Origin of the sequence: Cellulomonas sp., from assembly GCF_015234515.1 — a bacterium.
Lineage (GTDB): Bacteria > Actinomycetota > Actinomycetes > Actinomycetales > Cellulomonadaceae > Cellulomonas.
Window position 1 is genome coordinate 92,946 of the sequence record NZ_JADGMY010000030.1, and the last position, 17,082, is coordinate 110,027.

At 74.8% G+C, this 17,082-nt stretch carries 14 protein-coding genes; 7 read left to right on the forward strand and 7 right to left on the reverse strand.

Features of this window, described 5'->3' with window-relative positions; genetic code table 11:
* Positions 1–34: 34 nt before the first annotated feature.
* Positions 35–3,991, reverse strand: coding sequence for a sigma-70 family RNA polymerase sigma factor (locus IR158_RS16990; protein ID WP_291814993.1), 3,957 nt, complete (start codon positions 3,989–3,991; stop codon positions 35–37).
* A 255-nt stretch (positions 3,992–4,246) separates the two neighbouring features.
* Here IR158_RS16990 and IR158_RS16995 point away from each other — a divergent pair, with 255 nt between their 5' ends.
* Positions 4,247–5,263, forward strand: a complete 1,017-nt coding sequence (locus tag IR158_RS16995; protein WP_291814996.1) for a hypothetical protein — start codon at positions 4,247–4,249, stop codon at positions 5,261–5,263.
* Between the two features lie 78 nt (positions 5,264–5,341).
* Positions 5,342–6,094 (forward strand): aminoglycoside phosphotransferase family protein, encoded by a 753-nt coding sequence (locus IR158_RS17000; protein ID WP_291814998.1) that lies wholly within the window; start codon positions 5,342–5,344, stop codon positions 6,092–6,094.
* A gap of 16 nt (positions 6,095–6,110) precedes the next feature.
* Here IR158_RS17000 and IR158_RS17005 read toward each other — a convergent pair whose 3' ends face one another.
* Positions 6,111–6,407: a DUF1540 domain-containing protein gene (locus IR158_RS17005; protein ID WP_291815001.1), complete on the reverse strand. Its 297-nt coding sequence runs from the start codon at positions 6,405–6,407 to the stop codon at positions 6,111–6,113.
* A gap of 264 nt (positions 6,408–6,671) precedes the next feature.
* On the opposite strand from IR158_RS17005, the gene IR158_RS17010 reads away from it, so the two are divergent.
* The 4 genes from IR158_RS17010 (at position 6,672) to IR158_RS17025 (ending at position 9,653) form a co-directional block, all read left to right on the forward strand.
* On the forward strand, positions 6,672–7,517 hold the full coding sequence (locus IR158_RS17010; protein WP_291815003.1) for a DUF4397 domain-containing protein: 846 nt from the start codon (positions 6,672–6,674) through the stop codon (positions 7,515–7,517).
* A gap of 116 nt (positions 7,518–7,633) precedes the next feature.
* Positions 7,634–8,269, forward strand: coding sequence for a class F sortase (locus IR158_RS17015; RefSeq protein ID WP_291815006.1), 636 nt, complete (start codon positions 7,634–7,636; stop codon positions 8,267–8,269).
* A 57-nt stretch (positions 8,270–8,326) separates the two neighbouring features.
* Positions 8,327–8,899, forward strand: coding sequence for a sigma-70 family RNA polymerase sigma factor (locus IR158_RS17020; RefSeq protein WP_291815008.1), 573 nt, complete (start codon positions 8,327–8,329; stop codon positions 8,897–8,899).
* The gene (locus IR158_RS17025) at positions 8,883–9,653 is read left to right on the forward strand and encodes an anti-sigma factor (RefSeq protein ID WP_291815011.1); all 771 of its coding nucleotides are present in this window, start codon (positions 8,883–8,885) and stop codon (positions 9,651–9,653) included. The genes IR158_RS17020 and IR158_RS17025 overlap by 17 nt, the downstream gene beginning before the upstream one ends.
* Positions 9,654–9,702: 49 nt before the next feature.
* Here the strand turns inward: IR158_RS17025 and IR158_RS17030 are convergent, their stop codons facing one another.
* From IR158_RS17030 to IR158_RS17050, 5 genes are all read right to left on the reverse strand, one after another.
* Positions 9,703–10,161, reverse strand: a complete 459-nt coding sequence (locus IR158_RS17030; protein ID WP_291815014.1) for an arsenate reductase ArsC — start codon at positions 10,159–10,161, stop codon at positions 9,703–9,705.
* 28 nt (positions 10,162–10,189) lie between these two features.
* A complete protein-coding gene (locus tag IR158_RS17035; protein ID WP_291815026.1) occupies positions 10,190–10,576 on the reverse strand; it encodes a metalloregulator ArsR/SmtB family transcription factor in 387 nt (128 codons plus the stop codon).
* A complete protein-coding gene (gene arsB, locus IR158_RS17040; RefSeq protein WP_291815028.1) occupies positions 10,573–11,670 on the reverse strand; it encodes an ACR3 family arsenite efflux transporter in 1,098 nt (365 codons plus the stop codon). The genes IR158_RS17035 and arsB overlap by 4 nt, the downstream gene beginning before the upstream one ends.
* A 39-nt stretch (positions 11,671–11,709) precedes the next feature.
* A complete protein-coding gene (locus IR158_RS17045) occupies positions 11,710–13,263 on the reverse strand; it encodes a SulP family inorganic anion transporter (RefSeq protein WP_291815030.1) in 1,554 nt (517 codons plus the stop codon).
* Positions 13,264–13,454: 191 nt separating this feature from the next.
* Positions 13,455–15,416: a right-handed parallel beta-helix repeat-containing protein gene (locus tag IR158_RS17050; RefSeq protein WP_291815032.1), complete on the reverse strand. Its 1,962-nt coding sequence runs from the start codon at positions 15,414–15,416 to the stop codon at positions 13,455–13,457.
* Positions 15,417–15,647: 231 nt separating this feature from the next.
* Here IR158_RS17050 and helR point away from each other — a divergent pair.
* Positions 15,648–17,082 (forward strand): RNA polymerase recycling motor ATPase HelR (gene helR, locus IR158_RS17055; RefSeq protein WP_291815033.1); only part of this gene is annotated, 1,435 nt, incomplete at its 3' end.

Genomic DNA, 17,082 nt, shown 5'->3' on the forward strand with positions numbered 1-17,082 from the left:
TCAGGCCGGTCGGGGCGTCGTCAGCCGGCCGGCGTCATCGACCGGCCGCCGGCGCCGTGCGCACGGTGACCACGCCGATGAGGTACTGGTCCCCGGTCGTGCTCGGCGTCAGCGTGCCGACGCCGGACGGCAGCTCGACCTCGGCGAATCCCTTGGCGTCGACGCCGAGGGAGTTGGGGTAGGCCCAGCCGGTCGCCGTGGAGTCGAACGCGTTGTCGGCGGACCCGCGGTCGACGACCGCGGACCCGTCCCACCGCAGCGGCCGCAGGGGCCCGACCTCGGAGAGCGTCAGCCGGTCGCCCGTGTTGCCGCGGTCGCCGTCCCACGCGACGACGCCGATGCGGGTGCGCGCACCGGGCTCGCCGACGAACGCGAACGCCGGTGCCGGCGCGGAGGTCCCGATCCACGCGCCGCCCTGGTGGACGGTCACCGACGCCGCCCCCGCGGTGCCCGGGGCCGCGGGCGTCCCGTGGACGACCACGAGCGACCACCCGGCGTAGTAGCTCGGGTCGCGGTCCGTGCGTCCGTCGCTGACGGCCACGTCGGCGAGCGCCCACGCGCCACCGCCGCCCCGCGCCACGAGGTCGGTCACCTCGACGGCGGCCTGGTAGTACCGTCGCCCGCTCGCGTCGGACACGTCCGTCACGGAGCCGGCGGTCACGTCGCTCCACGTCCCGTCGGGAGCCCGCAGCCGTGCGGTGTCGCGCGGCCCGCTCCAGGCGTCGCGGGGGCCGATGACGCCGGACCAGTACAGGCCGGCCCAGACGACCGGACGGGAGTCCGGCACGTGGAGGTACGTCTCGGAGGACACCGGGATCCTGGGGCGGTCGCCCTCCGGCGGCACCTGGTCGATCGGACGCATGTCGAGCCCGTTGTTGCTGCTCTCGCGGTGCGCGGCGGAGCACTCCAGCGCGTACGTGTCGACGCACAGGAGCAGCGGGGCGCCGACCTCCACGACCTCCAGGTCGCCGACGCCCGACCACACCGGCGTGAGGTTGGCGGACGACACGACGACCTGCGTCGACGTCGTCGCGGGCCGCGCACCCGTCGCGGTCACGAGCACGTCGACCGCGCCGCGCACGGCGCCCGCGGCCCGGAACCGGATCTCGACGGGCAGCGTCTCGCCGGCGGACAGCTCACCCAGCGCGCAGGTCACGGTGCGACCCGTGCCCGTGCAGGCCTCGGTGCGGCCGCCGGTGGCGGTGCGGTCGATCGTCACCCCGGGCGGCAGGGTCACGGCGGCGCGCACGTCGGCGGCGGCCGCGGCCGGGCGGCCGTCGTCGCGCGCCCCGGACACCCCCACGACGAACGCGAGCGTGCCGCCGTGCGTCGTGTCGACGACCGCGGTGGCGCCGCTCACCGACAGGACCGGCTCGACGGCGGTCAGCGCGACCGCGTGGGACGCCACGGCGATGTCCGCGTCGGGGTGCGCGAGGCCGACGGTCACGGCGCCGAGCGGTCCGACCGTCCCGACCGGCACCTCTACCGAGGTCGTGAGCGTCCTGCTGGCGCCGGGGTCGAGGCCGGCGGTGCAGGTGGCCCTGCTGCCGTCACCGGAGCACGTCCAACCATCACCGTCGGCCGGGGCGAGCGTCGCTCCCGCCGGCGCCGTCAGGGTCAGGGTGGTCCCGGCCGCGGCTAGGTCGCCGTCGTTGGCGACCGTGACGGCGACCGCGGCAGGGGTGCCGGGTGCCACGGCGAGCTCCGTGGGCGCGTCGGCGGACAGGACCGCCGGTCGCACGAGCCGGTACCTCACGTCGTGCGTCTCGACCGGCCGGTGCGCGGACGGCATGAGCCGGACGTGCACGGACCCCTCGTCGGGGGCCGTCCCGCTCGCACTCGTGAGGACGAGGTCGAGCGTCGAGCTCTCGAACGCCGCGAGCGCGCGGTGGCGGCAGGTGACCACGCCGTCGTCGTCGGGCGTGCACGACCAGGGTGCGGAGGCCGTCGCAGACACCCCGGCCGGGAGCCGGAGCTCCACGACGGCGGGAGCATCAACCGTCACACCGGTGCCACCCGCGTTGCGCACCGGCACCTGCAGGACCCGCGAGCGGCCCGCGACCAGCTGCACGTCGCTCGGCGTCTGCTGACCGAACGTGAGGCGCGCGAGCGACGGCGCGACCCGCACGCGGATGGCGTCGGGCTTCCACGTGCCGCCGTCCCAGGACATCCGCACGCGGACCTCCTCGTCGCCGGACGCGCTGTAGGACTCGTCGACCGCGACCGTCAGGGACAGGACCGCGTCCTGCCCGGGCGCCAGCTCGGCCAGCGCGCAGGTCGCGGCGCCCTCGTCGGCGCTCGTGACGCACGACCAGGCGGTGGCGTCCGCGGGCGAGAAGCCGAAGCCGGCGGCCGCGAGCGCGCCGGCCGTCAGCGTGACACCGGACGGCAGGGCGACGTCCGCCTCGAGCGCTGCCGCGGGCTGCCCCCCGGCGTTGCTCACCGTGAGCGTGATGGCCTGCCCCGCGACCCCCGCGATCAGCTCGATGCCGCCCTCGGGTGCCGCGATCACGACGTCCGCGGGTGCGGGTGGGGGGTCGGTGGTCGGCGTGGGCTCGGGCGTGGGCCCGGCCGTCGGCTCGACGGTCGGTCCAGTCGTCGGCTCGGCCGTCGGGGCCGCGCCCGGCACGCCGACCGGGTCCACGACCGGTGCGACGGCGGGGCCGGCAGCACGGGGACGCGCGGCCGCCCCGCCGTCGCTCGCGTCGTCGCCGGCCTCGCGCGGCTCGGCCGCGTCGTCGTCCTGCTCGGGCACGGCCGTCGGGGAGGGCGCCGCGCTGCGTGACGGTGTCGCGTCCGCGGAGGGCGTGGCTCCCCCGGTCTGCGAGGCGCCGGACACGCCGGGCGTCGGCTCGGCGACGACGTCGTCGGGTCCCCCCAGCAGCTGGGCAGCACCGACGATCACGACGGCGACCACCGCGACCACCGCGACCGCGGCGGCGATCGCACCCGCGGAGACGCCGGCGAACACCCCGGCGACCCCTGTCGCCGTACCCGCGGCGGCTGTGGCCCCCGCAGCCGTGCTGCCCACCGCCGCGCCGGTGCCGGTCGCTGCCGCCCCCGCACCGCCCCCACCCGCCGCGCCCGTGCCCCCGGCCGCCGCCCCGGCGCCGGTCCCACCGGATGCCGCGGCACCGCCCTGCTGGGCGAGCGCGGCCGCCCCGGCAGCGAGCCCGCCGCCGACGGGCAGCTCGTGCGCGAGCGCACCGAGGCCGAGCAGCCCCAGGACGAGCGGGGCGACGACGGCCCGCATCCCGTGGTTGACGTCGCCCAGCTCGAGGACGAGCGCGCGGCACTCGCCGCACTCTTCGAGGTGCCCCTCGACCTGTCGTGTGTCCCGCGCGCCGAGCCCGCCGCGCACGTGCGAGCCGAGCTTGCCGGCGACGGCGCGGCAGCCGTCGTCCAGCGGGTCCTGCAGGTGCTGCTGCAGGTAGGCCTGCCGCAGACCCTCGCGCGCGCGGTAGGCGAGCGCGGCCGTGCTGTTCGCGGTGAGGCCGACGATCGGGGCGATCTGTGCCGGCGTCAGCCCCTCGACCTCGCTGTGCCACAGGACCTCGCGCCACCGCTCGGGGAGCGAGCGGAAGGCCCGGGCCACGACGCTGCGCTCGAAGCCGGCGAGCGTGGGCTCCTCGGCCGTCTCGACGGGTGTCGAGGCGGTCTCCAGGACCGCGACGTCGTCCGTCGGCTGCGTGCGGCGCCCGGCGGTCCGGTGCACGGTCGCGACGCGGCGCACGACGGTGAACAGGTAGGCCCGGAAGGCGCTCTCGGGTCCGCCGCCGCCGCGCAGCGCGCGATGGACGTTGGCGAACGCGTCCGACACCACGTCCTCGGCGTCGGCCGCGGAGTCGCTGTACTGCCGGGCGACGACCAGGGCCGCCCCGGCGTGACGCTCGTAGAGCCGGCCGAACGCCGCCGCATCGCCCTCGCGGGTGGCGCGCAGGAGCGCGGCGTCATCCTCGATGACGTCGACGTCGCTCCCGCCTGTGGCCACGCCACCTTTCCCATCAGGTCGCCGTCGGGCCGCGTCCGTCCCGGGCGACCTCGCTGTGACAGCCTGCCATATCCGACCGATGGGATGAACAGGGCGATGCGTCCGGGAACCCGCGGGCCGTGCCACGCGGCTGCGCTGGTCGCGGACCCGCCGCAGGTGCGCCCGGCCGGCTGTGCGCGGGTGATCCGGAGGACCGACCGGGTGAAAACCTGCGTACCCGCGTCATGATCGTCGCCGCAAGCGCTCTCCACCGGTGTGACGACCAACATCGAGAAGGACGGGCACGCGCTCCCCCAGGGACTGCGGGAGCGCTGGCGCGAGGAGAGCGTCGCGTCGGTCTGGCGGCGCCCCTCCGACTGGTACCACCCGGCGGTGGACGCCCTCGCCGTCGCGGTGCTCGCGGACTGCGACGTGTCGACGGCCGCCTTCGAGCTGGGCCGCGCCCGCGGCGAGCACGGCGTGGGTGTCGGCGAGGCGCTCGACGACCTCGTCTGCCTGTACCGCTCGACAGGGCGGGCCATGCCGCCGCTGGACGCGGTCCGCGCCCTCAACGAGGGCTGGGCGGACGCGCAGGCGGTGCTCGTGACGACGGGTGCGTGCGTGGACCCCGAGACCGGTCTGCCCACGCAGCAGTACCTCGCGGTGCGGCTCGCCGAGGCGTACCTCCAGGCCGAGCAGGACGACGTCGACCCGGCGCTCCGGCACGGGCTGACCGTGGTCGACGTGGCCGCCGGTCACGTCACGGGCCTCATGCGTGCGGCGCGCTCCGCGGCGGTGGGTGCGGCGCTGCGCGAGGCCTTCGGGTCCGGGCACCCGATGGCGACGCTGGGTGGCGGCGTGTTCGTCGTGCTGACGCGCACCGACGACGACGTGGACGGCCGCGTGGCCGACCTGCGCGCCGACATCGCGCGTCGCTGTGAGGACGTCGACGTGCGGGTCTCGGTCCGGCAGCCGGTGCGCGTGTGGGTGGAGCCGCTGCCCGAGACGCACGCCGAGGCCGTGCAGCGCCTGTCCCACGTGTCACGACCCGAGCCGTGGGAGGGCGTCCCCCGCCCTGCCGGCCCTGCCGACTCCTCTGCTCCGGGCCGCCCCGGGGGCCTCGGCGGTCCGGACGCCACCGGGCGGGTGAGCCGCACGCTGCCGCCCGGCGTCCTCGACGCCGACCGGTGGCCCTACGGATCGACGGAGCCGGGGACACCCGGGCACGGTCGTCACGTCGACCGGGGCCGGGCTCCCGACGACCCGGCGGAGGGCACCGGCCCGACGGTGTGAGGCCCCACGGTGGGCTCCGTCGAGATCGGCGTCGGACATCCCTCGCAGATCGGGGAGATCGGAGTTACCGTCGATCTCATGCACCCCGGTGACGTGGCTCCGCACGCCTTCGCGCCGCCCGACGACGTCCCGGGTCACCTACTCACCTCCGGCTCGTCCGCGGACGTGTACGCGATCGACGACGAGCGGGTGCTCCGGCGTTACCGCGAAGGCCGGGACGCCGCGCCCGAGGTCGGCCTCCTGCGCCACGTGCGCTCGCACGACTTCCCCGCACCCGACGTGCTCGGCGCCGACGGCCCGGACATCGTCATGACCCGGATGCACGGTCCGACGCTGCTGCAGGCGCTCGGCGCGGGCGAGTTCTCGCTGCCGGACGCCGCCCACGTGCTGGCGGACCTGCACGCGATGCTCCATGCCGTCCCCGCGCCGCCGTCCTGGCAGGTGCCGCGGGACCGCAACTGGCCGCAGCTCGGCGGCGGGCCCGTCGTCGTGCACCTCGACCTGCACCCGGGCAACGTCGTCCTCACGGAGCACGGCCCGATGGTCGTCGACTGGGCGAACGCGTCGACAGGGACACCGGAGCTGGACGTGGCGGTGACCGCGGTGCTGATCGCCGAGGTGGCGGTCGACGCGGGCGGCGACTACTCGCAGGCGGCGCGCGCGGTCCTGGCCGCGTTCCTGCACGCGAGCGACATCTCACCCCTGAGTGCGCTCCACGACGCGGTCGCCCTGCGGTCGGGTGCGCCCGGGCTGCTGCCCGGTGAGCGTGAGCTCGTCCCGCGGGCGGGCGCGCTGGTCCGCACGATGCTCGATCTCACCGAGCACCCCTGACACGTCGGCCGGGACGTCAGCGCGCCGTGTAGGTCAGGCAGTCGGCGATGTCGTGACCGGCGCCGATGCGCACGGACGGCGCGGCGCACTCGAGGTGCGAGTTGTGCGAGCAGTCCTGCCGCTGGCAGGCGCCCACGTGCGAGACGACGCGGTCGAGCCCGCCCTTGACGCCCAGCGGGATGAACGTGGCGCACTGCGCGTCACCCACGCCGCCGATCGTCACGGCTGCGGCGTGGCAGGACGAGTGGTCGTTGTACGAACAGCCGGCGACCGAGCACTCGGCCACGGCGGGGAGCTCTGCGAGGGTGCTCATGGGGACCTCCGGGGAGTGGGGCGTGGAGCACCGACGCTAGACCCGCCGAGGCGCGCCCGCCACCAAGGAACGGCTTGCCTACCCGCAGGTCAGAGGCTCTTCTTACGCAATGCCGGTGTTGCGCAAGCCCGTTCGCGCAGGTCACCGCGCGGACGCCACGGAAGAAAGTTCGTCGCAGGTGCATCCGGATCCGCCCCTGGGAGGGAAGTAGGGGTGTCAGCACGTCCTCGCCCGCCACCGCGGGCCCCACGGAAGGACCCTCCGATGCGCGCACGACTTCTCACCGGCACCGCTGCCGGTGCTCTGGCCCTCGGCCTCGTCGCCTCGTTCGCGGCGCTCCCCGCCTCCGCAGCCACGGGCAGCTCCGCCAAGCTCGCGGTCCTGCACGGGGTGCCCGACCTCACGGTCGACGTGTGGGTGAACGGCGAGCGCACGCTCGACGACTTCACGCCCGGCACGCTCGCGGGCCCGCTGGACCTGCCCGCCGGCACGTACAGCGTCGCCATCACGGCGGCCGACGCCGCGGACGACTCCGACCCCGCGATCGGCCCGGTCGACCTGGCTCTCGAGGCCGGCGGCAACTACACGGCCGTCGCTCACCTCGACACCGCGGGCGCGCCGACGGCCACCCTGTTCACGAACGACACCAAGCCGACCGCCGCCGGTCAGGGCCGCCTCACGGTCCGCCACGTCGCCGCCGCACCGGCCGTCGACGTCCTCGCCGGCGGCACCGCCGTGGTGACGAACCTGACCAACCCGAACGAGCAGACGCTCGACCTGCCGGCCGGCACGGTCTCGGCGTCGGTCGTCGCGGCGGGCACCACCGAGCCGGCCCTGCTCGGCCCGGCGGACGTCCCCGTCACCGAGGGCGCCCTGACGATCGTCTACGCGTGGGGCTCGGCCGAGGCGGGGAACCTGGCGCTCGCGACGCAGACCGTCACCGGCCTGCACTCGGACCCCGCGGGCGTGCAGGCGGGGCAGGTCGGTCTCGCGGCCGACGACCGCTCGGCGGTGCTCCCCGTCGCGCTGACCATGCTCGTCGCCGCGGGCCTCACCGGTCTGGGCGTGGCCGGGCGTCAGGTGGCCCAGCGCGCCACGACGCGTCGCTGACCGCCCTGCCGGCGAGACGCGACGTGAGGCGTGACGTGCCCGGCGACCGACCGGCTCCGGCCGGTCGGCCGCCGGGCGCGCCCGCTGCCCGCCGCCCCCTGCGAGCGCTGCACGCGGTGGCACTGGCGGTCCTGGTCGTCCTGACCGCCGCGTGCGGGTCGACCCCCGCCGACGCGCCCCCGTCGTCCTCGGCCCCGGCAGCGACGACGTCGCCGACCACGCCTGCGGGGCCGGCGGTCCCGGACGTCCCGGTCGCGGACGCGGGCCTCGGCTCGCTACCCGCACCGGCACCCGCCCCCGTGCGGCTCGTCGTCCCCGACCTCGGGCTCGACATGCCGATCGACGCGGTCGGGGTCGAGCAGGACGGGACGATGGAGATCCCGCAGGACGCGGACCGTGCCGGGTGGTACCGCTACGGGCCGGCCCCGGCGTCGCCGGAGGGGGCGACCGTCGTGGCTGCGCACGTGGACTCCTGGACCACCGGCATCGGGCCGTTCTCGCGGCTGCGGGACGTGCCCGTCGGGGCGCGGGTGGAGGTGACGACGTCGGACGGCGTGGTGCACGCGTACGCCGTCCGGGAGGTCACCCAGGTGCCGAAGAGCGACGCCCCCGTCGAGCAGTGGTTCGACCGGGTGGGAGCGCCGAGAATCGTGCTGGTGACGTGTGGAGGGGCGTTCGACCGCGAAGTCGGGCACTATGCCGACAACGTCGCGGTGACAGCAGACCCCGTCGTGGACGCCGCAGGTGGGTGAGCGGCGTGGCGAGCACGAGGTGGGGGCCGTCCCGTGGCGGTGACGGAAGGAGCGTGGGTGAGCACGTCGGCCACCGTGCCCGACGACGTGGAGGCGCTCGGTCGCGCCTTCGCGTCGGGCGACGAGGCTGCCGTCGGCGAGGCCTACCGCCGGTGGTCGACCCTGGTGCACACCGTCGCCCTGCGCTCGCTGGGCAACGCGTCGGAGGCCGAGGACGTCACGCAGCAGGTCTTCGTCGAGGCGTGGCGTGGCCGGGCGCGGTTCGACGCGGACCGCGCCCGCCTGCCCGCCTGGTTGCTGGGGATCACCAAGCACGCGGTCGCGGACGCGCACGAGCGGCGGACGCGCGACCGGCGGCTGCGCGAGCAGCCGCAGGTGGTGCCGGACCCGGACCGCGTGCCGGTCGTGACGCTCGACGAGCGGGTGGTCGAGCGCGTGGTCGTGGCGGACGCGCTGGACGACCTGGGCGACCCGCAGCGCACGATCCTGCGGCTGGCGTTCTACGACGACCTCACGCACGACCAGATCGCCGCGAGAATGGGGCTGCCGCTCGGGACGGTCAAGAGTCACGTGCGACGTAGCCTGGCGCGCCTGCGGACCCGATGGGAGGTGGATGGTGCTGTCCGATGACCTGCACGTGGACGACGAGACCCTTGCCCTCCTCGCCCTCGGTGAGCCGGTGGGCGAGGCCGCGGACCTCGACCACGTCGCCGCCTGCCCCCGCTGCTCGCAGGAGGTCGCGGCACTGCGCGGCGTCGTCGACCTGGCCCGTGAGTCCGGCCCGGAGCCGCACCTCGTGGCACCCGCGCCGCAGGTGTGGGACCGGGTCGCAGCCGAGCTCGACCTCGGTGAGCGCGCGCACGCGGCAGCGCGCGGCGAGCTGACGGCCCGCCCTGCCGACCCCGCGCCCGGCGCCTCCGGCGCGACCGTGACGCCGCTGGCCCCGCGGCGGCGCCTGCGCGGCGCGTGGCTCGCGGCGGCCGCGGCCGCGGGGCTCGTCGTCGGCGGTGCCGGTGCCACGGCGTGGTCCCAGCTGCGCGCCGACCCCTCGACGGTCGTCGCCAGCGCCGTCCTCGAGCCGCTGCCCGGCTGGACCCCCGGCGGCACCGCCGAGGTGCGCACCGCCCGTGACGGCTCGCGCACGCTCGTCGTCGACCTGGACGACGCCCCCGCGGGCGAGGGCTTCCTCGAGGTGTGGCTGCTCAAGCCGGACGTGTCGGGGCTCGTGAGCCTCGGCACGCTCGACGGCACGAGCGGCGAGTTCGCGCTGCCGCCCGGGCTGGACCTCGCGGAGTTCCCCGTGGTGGACGTCAGCGACGAGCCGCTCGACGGCGAGCCGGCGCACTCGGGGGTGTCGGTGGCGCGGGGTGCGTTGGAGGTGTGAGCGCGGGGGCGCCTGAGCGCGTGGGCCGTCCGGCCCGGAGCGGCTCGTCTCAGGCGGTACCGGCCGGCGTCCCGACGGGGCTCACGCCCAGCTCGTCCAGCAGCGCCAGCACGCGGGCGCGGATCTCGTCGCGAATCGGGCGGACCGCCTCGATGCCCTGACCTGCGGGGTCGTCGAGCTGCCAGTCCTCGTAGCGCGTGCCGGGGTAGAACGGGCACGCGTCGCCGCAGCCCATCGTGACGACGACGTCGGAGGCCCGGACCGCCTCGGGGGTCAGGACCTTGGGCTGCTCGGCGCGGATGTCGACGCCCACCTCCGCCATCGCCTCGACCGCGACCGGGTTGATCCGCTCGGCGGGCATCGAGCCGGCGGACCGGACCTCGACGGCGCCACCGGAGAGGTGACGCAACCAGCCGGCGGCCATCTGGGAGCGGCCGGCGTTGTGGACGCAGACGAAGAGGACGGTGGGGGTCGGCTTGCTCGCGGGCTGGGGAGTCTGGTGGGTCATGGTGGTCCTCCGGTCGAGGGCGGTCACGTCAGTGGGTCGTGCGGTCCGGGATCGTGCCGAGGACAGCGGGGACGAACGCGTCGAGCAGCGTCGCGACGGCACCGCGCAGCGCGGGCTCGACGCGGTAGTAGACCCACGTCCCACGCCGCTGCGACGTCAGCACCCCGACGTCCTTGAGGACCTTGAGGTGGTGCGAGACCGTGGGCTGGGACACGTCGGCGACGGACGCGATGTCGCACACGCACGCCTCCCCCGTCGTGCTGGTGGCGACGAACGAGAGCATCCGCAGGCGCAGCGGGTCGCCGAGCGCCTTGAGCACGGGCGCGAGCCGGGCGGCGGCGTCCGCACCCAGCGCGTGGGCGTCGGGGGCCGGGGTGCAGGCGGCTACGTCGACGGCGGGAGCGGACGGGCTCATGAGCGGATCTCCTGGACGGCACGGGCGGGAGCCGAGCCGTCGGGGGGGAACCAGCGGCGGCGCGCCCACAGCGACACGTAGACGAGGCCGACGAGCACGGGGACCTCGATGAGCGGGCCGACGACCCCGGCGAGCGCCTGACCCGACGTCGCGCCGAACGTGCCGATGGCCACGGCGATCGCGAGCTCGAAGTTGTTGCCCGCGGCGGTGAACGCGAGCGTCGTCGAGCGCGCGTACCCCAGCCCCAGCGTGCGGCCGGCGGCGAGGCCGACGCCCCACATCACGGCGAAGTAGGCCAGGAGCGGCACGGCGATCCGTGCGACGTCGAGGGGGTGGCGGGTCACGGCGTCGCCCTGCAGCGCGAACAGCAGGACGATCGTGAACAGCAGGCCGTACAGCGCCCACGGCCCGATCCGCGGGACGAACCGCTCCTCGTACCACTCGCGCCCGCACGTCCGCTCGCCGATGCGGCGCGACGCGAAGCCGGCCACCAGGGGGACGCCGAGGAAGACCAGGACGTTGACGGCGATCTGCCCGACCGACACGTCGAGCCCCTGGGTGTCGAGCCCCAGCCACCCCGGGAGCACGGTCAGGTAGAACCAGCCGAGCAGCGAGAACGCGACGACCTGGAAGACGGAGTTCACCGCGACGAGCACGGCCGCGGCCTCGCGGTCGCCGCAGGCCAGGTCGTTCCAGATGACGACCATCGCGATGCAGCGGGCCAGGCCGACGATGATCAGACCCGTCCGGTACTCGGGGAGGTCCGCGAGGAAGACCCACGCGAGGACGAACATCAGCGCGGGGCCCACCAGCCAGTTCAGCACCAGCGAGCTGACGAGCAGTCGCTTGTCGCCGGTGACGGCGGTGAGCCTGTCGTAGCGGACCTTGGCGAGGACCGGGTACATCATCACGAGCAGCCCGAGGCCGATCGGCAGCGAGATCCCGGCGACCTCGAGGCGGGCGAGCACGTCGGCCAGCACCGGCACGAACCGGCCGAGGGCCAGCCCTCCGACCATCGCGAGCCCGATCCAGGCGGGGAGCCAGCGATCGAGGGTGGAGAGACGGGGGGCCGCGACGGCGGCCTGGTTCGACATGCGTCGATATTGACAGACGTCGAATCAGGGAGGCAACCGTCAGTGTCCCGCGCCGAGGTTCCCCGCCAGCCTGTCGTGCCGCTGCGCGCTGTCGGCGTTCATGCCGACGATCGTCACGCGCTTGCCCTTGGTCGCGTACTTGTGCCGGATCGCGTCGAGCGTGGCGACCGTGGACGCGTCCCACACGTGCGCCCGCGACATGTCGATGACGACGTCCTGCGGGTCCCCGGCGTAGTCGAACTGGTAGACGAGGTCGTTGGACGACGCGAAGAACAGCTCCCCCTCGACGGCGTACACCCGCTGCCCGTCGTCGTCGCTCGCGTCCAGGCGCGTGACCGTCGTGAAGTGCGCGACGCGGCGCGCGAACAGCACGATCGCGACCAGGACACCGGCGCCGACGCCGTACGCGAGGTTGTGCGTCGTCACGGTGACGACGACGGTCGTGAGCATCACCGTCGTCTCGGAGCGCGGCATCCGGCGCAGCGTGCGCGGGTGGACGGAGTGCCAGTCGAACGCGCCGACGGACACCATGATCATCACCGCGACCAGCGCCGCCATCGGCACGACCGCGACGACGTCGCCCAGCCCCACGACCAGCACCAGGAGGAACACCCCCGCCAGGAACGTGGAGATGCGCGTGCGCGCCCCGGAGATCTTCACGTTCATCATCGTCTGGCCGATCACCGCGCAGCCGCCCATGCCGCCGAAGAAGCCGGTGATGATGTTGGCGCCGCCCTGCCCCCACGCCTCGCGGGTCTTGTTCGAGTGGGTGTCGGTGATGTCGTCGACGAGCTTGGCCGTCAGCAGCGACTCCAGCAGGCCGACGAGCGCGACCGCGAGCGCGAAGGGCGCGATGATCCGGAGCGTCTCCAGGGTCAGCGGGACGTGCGGGATCAGCAGGCTCGGCAGGGACTCGGGCAGCTGGCCCTCGTCCCCGACGGTCGGGACCTTGATGGCACCGATCACGGTGGCGGCGGTGAGCAGGACGACCGCGACGAGCGGGGCCGGGACGGCCGTGGTCCAGCGCGGCAGCAGCACGATGACGACCACACCGACCGCGACCAGCGGGTAGACCAGGAACGGCACGCCCGTCAGGTGCGGCACCTGCGACATCAGCACCAGGATCGCCAACGCGTTGACGAACCCGACCATCACCGAGCGCGGGACGAAGCGCATGAGCCGCGCGACCCCCAGGAGCCCCAGCACCACCTGGATCACACCGGCGAGGACGATGGTCGCCATCAGGAAGTCGACGCCGTACCGCGGCGCGACGGGTGCGACGACGAGCGCGACCGCACCCGTGGCGGCGGAGATCATCGCCGGCCGGCCGCCGAGGAACGCGATCGACACCGCCATCGTGAAGGACGCGAACAGCCCGACCCGCGGGTCGACCCCGGCGATCACGGAGAAGGCGATCGCCTCGGGGATGAGCGCGAGCGCGACGACCAGCCCTGCCAGGGTCTCGGTCCGCAGCCGGCGCGGCGAGCGCAGCGCCGCCAGGACGGAGTGGGAGTCGTCGGCCTCGGGCGGGCCGGGCGCCTCGACCGGGGCCGGCGCGGGGTCGGGCAGGGCGAGGTGCTGGTCGTCGGGCATGCGGGCGTTCCGTTCGGGGGGAGGGAGGCGCCGCGCGGCCGGACGTGGGCGGCAGCCACAGCGCCCCGTCACGCTAACCGATCACGAGGCTTCCCCCGTGCCCCGCCCGACCCCCACACCCCCTGGCTCGCGAGACCGAGGAATCGGGGACGCCAGTCCACTGATTCCTCGATCTCGCGAGCCAGGTGTTCTTAGAGGAGGCGCACCCGCGCGTTGGTCAGGCCGCCCGTCAGCGGGCCTGCCGGACGGGGGCCGTCGAGCGGCTCACCCTGGAGGTCGGTGCCGAAGTCCGACGGGCGGCCGTCGGCGTCCTCGAACTCGGCGCCGACCAGACGCGTGGGCGGCAGGTCCGCGCCCGTGATCGTGTCGAGCACGGCGGCGTCCGCGCCCGGCACGTCGACCTCGAGCCACACCTCGTCGCCGTGGGTGACGACCTCGACGTGCGCCGGGCCCTCGAGCACCAGCGGGTCGGACTCGACGTCGGCGGGACGGGCGCCCCCGACGAACACGTTGCCGCGCGACCAGTACGGCTGCACGCGGCTGCCGAAGCGGTTGTGGTCGCCGTCCCAGCGGTCGCCCATCTCCGTCAGGTACTGCTCCAGGGACGTCGGGTAGCCGTCGTACGCGGCGGTGCCGGTCTGCGAGCCGATGCGACCCCAGGACTCGGGCGCGTACGCCGCGTCGAGGTCCCCGGCGGCGAAGACGTTGCCGATCCAGCGGTCGTCGCCCGTCAGCGTGACGGCGTACCCGGCGACCTGCGTCGAGTGCGGCCGGTGGTACGGCGTCGCGCGGTCGAGCATCTGCTTGAGGCCGACCGTCCCGCACAGCAGGTTGCGCACGTACGCACCGCCCTGGCTGTGGTTCTCGACCGACACGGGCGACGCCAGCACGTTGTGGTCGACGACGTACGGGCCGTGGCTGACCTCGATGAACAGGTCGCGGCTGTTGGCCCACAGGACGTTGCGCGTGATGCGCGTGCCCTGCGTCTGCCAGTCCAGCCAGATGCCCAGCGAGCAGTCGTGGATGCGGTTGTTCGCGATGACGACGTCGATCGGTGCGTGCAGCTTGATGCCCGCGATCTCGTGGCCGTAGAACGCGCGGTCGTTGGCGATGTCGTGGATGTGGTTGTCCTCGATGCGCGAGAACACGCAGCCCAGGTGCCCGACGACCGCGTTCTGGCCGCAGTGGTGGATGTGGTTGCGGCGCACGACGTGCGAGCCGATGTGCTCGCGGTCCCAGCCGATCTGCCGGGCGGAGAACACCGACTCGAGCTGGTACTGGTAGCCGGGCTTGTCGCCGCGGTCGGACGCGTAGTTGTCCCCCGTCGACGCCTCCTTGCCCAGCGAGACCGCCGAGCACGTCGCGTCGTGGATGTCGTTGTCCTCGATGATCCAGCCGCGCGCCCAGTTGGGGCCGATCAGGCCCGGCTGGTTGGCGGTCGGGGGCGCCCACTGCGTCGCCGCCTGGCACAGCTCGAAGCCGCGCACGGTGATGAAGTCGACGTGGTGGTCGGTGGGGAAGAACACCGCGCTGCGCACGTTGATCTCGACCAGCGCCGCATTGGGGTCGGCGTCGCCGAAGCTCGCGTGGATCGTCGTGACGTCCGGGCCGACCTCGGCGTGCCAGACGCGCGGCCTCCAGTCGGGGTCGGGGACGGGGACGGTCGTGCCGGTCCAGTCGTCCGTGATCTCGGTGCGACGCGGCGCGTTCGCGACGGCGTCGACGCTCGCGACCTCACCCAGGCGACGACCGTCGAGGTACACGGCACCGAGGTGCTGCTTGGGGTCGTCACGACCCGGCCGGACGATCCAGTCGCCGTCGACCTCGACCGCGAACGGGTTGACCTCGCCGAACAGCGTGTTCGGCACCTCGACGCGCCACACGCCGCCGCCGACGGGTTCCCAGCCGGTGACCTGCTCCGAGCCCGTGATGCGCACGTGCTCGCCGGGGGCGGCCTGGTACGTGATGCGACGCTCGTCGCTGCGGCCGCCACGGCGGGGACGGACCCACTCGCGGTAGGTGCCGGCGTGGACGGTGACCGTGTCACCGGCGCGTGCGAGCTGGGCGGCCCGGTCGATCGTGCGCAGCGGAGCGTCCTGCGTGCCGACGGCGTCGTCGGATCCGTGGACGGAGACATGCAGAGCGTTTGCCATGGCGAGACTTTACGTGGGCAGCCCGAACGAATCGACCCGGGTGAGCACGCCGTGCGGCGAGGGCGTGCCGTGCACGGTCCTGGGCGTCCGAGACCCCGGAGAACCACCCTCATCTCCCTTCCCAACGTATAGCGCAGGGGGTCTCTTGCGGCAAGGGCCCCGCGAGGGCGCATGATCGTGCCCGTGCCGCGCTCGCCCGCGGCGTCCCCGCCTCTGCCGAGGAGCCTTGCCGTGCCCGGACCCCGTCCTGCCCTGCCCACGTCCGCCTTCGCCCTGCCCGCCGCCCGCGCCGCCAAGGCCGACCCGGCGCTCGTCGAACGCGACGAGCAGCTGTTCGCCGCACTGGGCGCGACGCTCGACGAGCAGGTCGCCGACCTGCGCGAGCGCGTCGAGCGCTTGCGCCGCGCGCCCGGCGGTCACGGCCAGGCCGCGTTGGACCGCGACCAGGACATCCACCGGCTCAGCGGGCGGCTGCGGCTGCTCGAGCGGTTCGGGCTGGACCTGTGCCTGGGGCGCATGGTCCTCGAGGACAGCCCCGAGCCCGTCTACGTCGGACGCCTGGGCCTGACGACGAGCACCGGTGAGCGGCTGCTCGTCGACTGGCGCTCGCCGGCCGCCGAGCCGTACTTCGCGGCGACGCTCGCCCACCCGATGGGCCTGGTCAGCCGTCGACGCTACCGCTGGACCGAGGGGCGCGTCACGGACTACTGGGACGAGGTGTTCACGCCCGAGGGGTACGACCAGGCCGCCGCGCTCGACGACCAGTCCGCGTTCATCGCGAGCCTGGGCGCGAGCCGCTCGGCGCACATGCGTGACGTGCTCGGCACGCTGCAGGCCGACCAGGACGCGATCATCCGGGCGGCGTCGCGGACACCGCTCGTCGTCGACGGCGGGCCCGGCACCGGCAAGACCGTCGTGGCCGTGCACCGCGCCGCGTACCTGCTGCACTCCGACCCGCGCCTGCGGGACCGGCACGGGCGCGTGCTGCTCGTCGGGCCGCACCGGCAGTACCTGTCCTACGTCGCCGACGCGCTGCCGGGGCTGGGCGAGGAGGGCGTGCTGACGTGCACGGTGCGGGACCTGGTGCCGCAGGGTGCGACGGCGGCGCCGGAGACGGACCCGCGGGTCGCGCGCCTGAAGGCGTCGGTGGGCATGGTGCGGGCGATCGAGCCGGCCGTGCGCTTCTCGGAGCGCCCGCCGACGCAGGGCATGCGTCTGATGACGCCCTGGGGCGAGGTGTCGTTGAGCGCCGACGACTGGGCCGACGCCTTCGACGCCCCCGACCCCGGCACCCCGCACAACGAGGCGCGCGACCAGGCGTGGGAGGCGCTCGTCGAGATCATCACCGACGGCCTGACGGACGACGTCCCGGTCGACCAGCTGCGTCGCGCACTCACGCGTGATGCCGAGCTGACCAGCACCTTCACGCGCTGCTGGCCCATCATCGAGGCCGCCGACCTCGTCGCGGACCTGTGGTCCGTGCCCGCGTACCTGCGGCTGTGCGCGCCGTGGCTCACCCCGGACGAGGTGCGTCTGCTGCAGCGCGACGACCCGCGCGCGTGGACCGAGGCGGACCTGCCGCTGCTCGACGCGGCCCGTCGGCGCCTCGGCGACCCCGCGGAGTCGCGGCGGCGACGTCGGCGCGGCGCCCAGGTCGCCGCCGAGC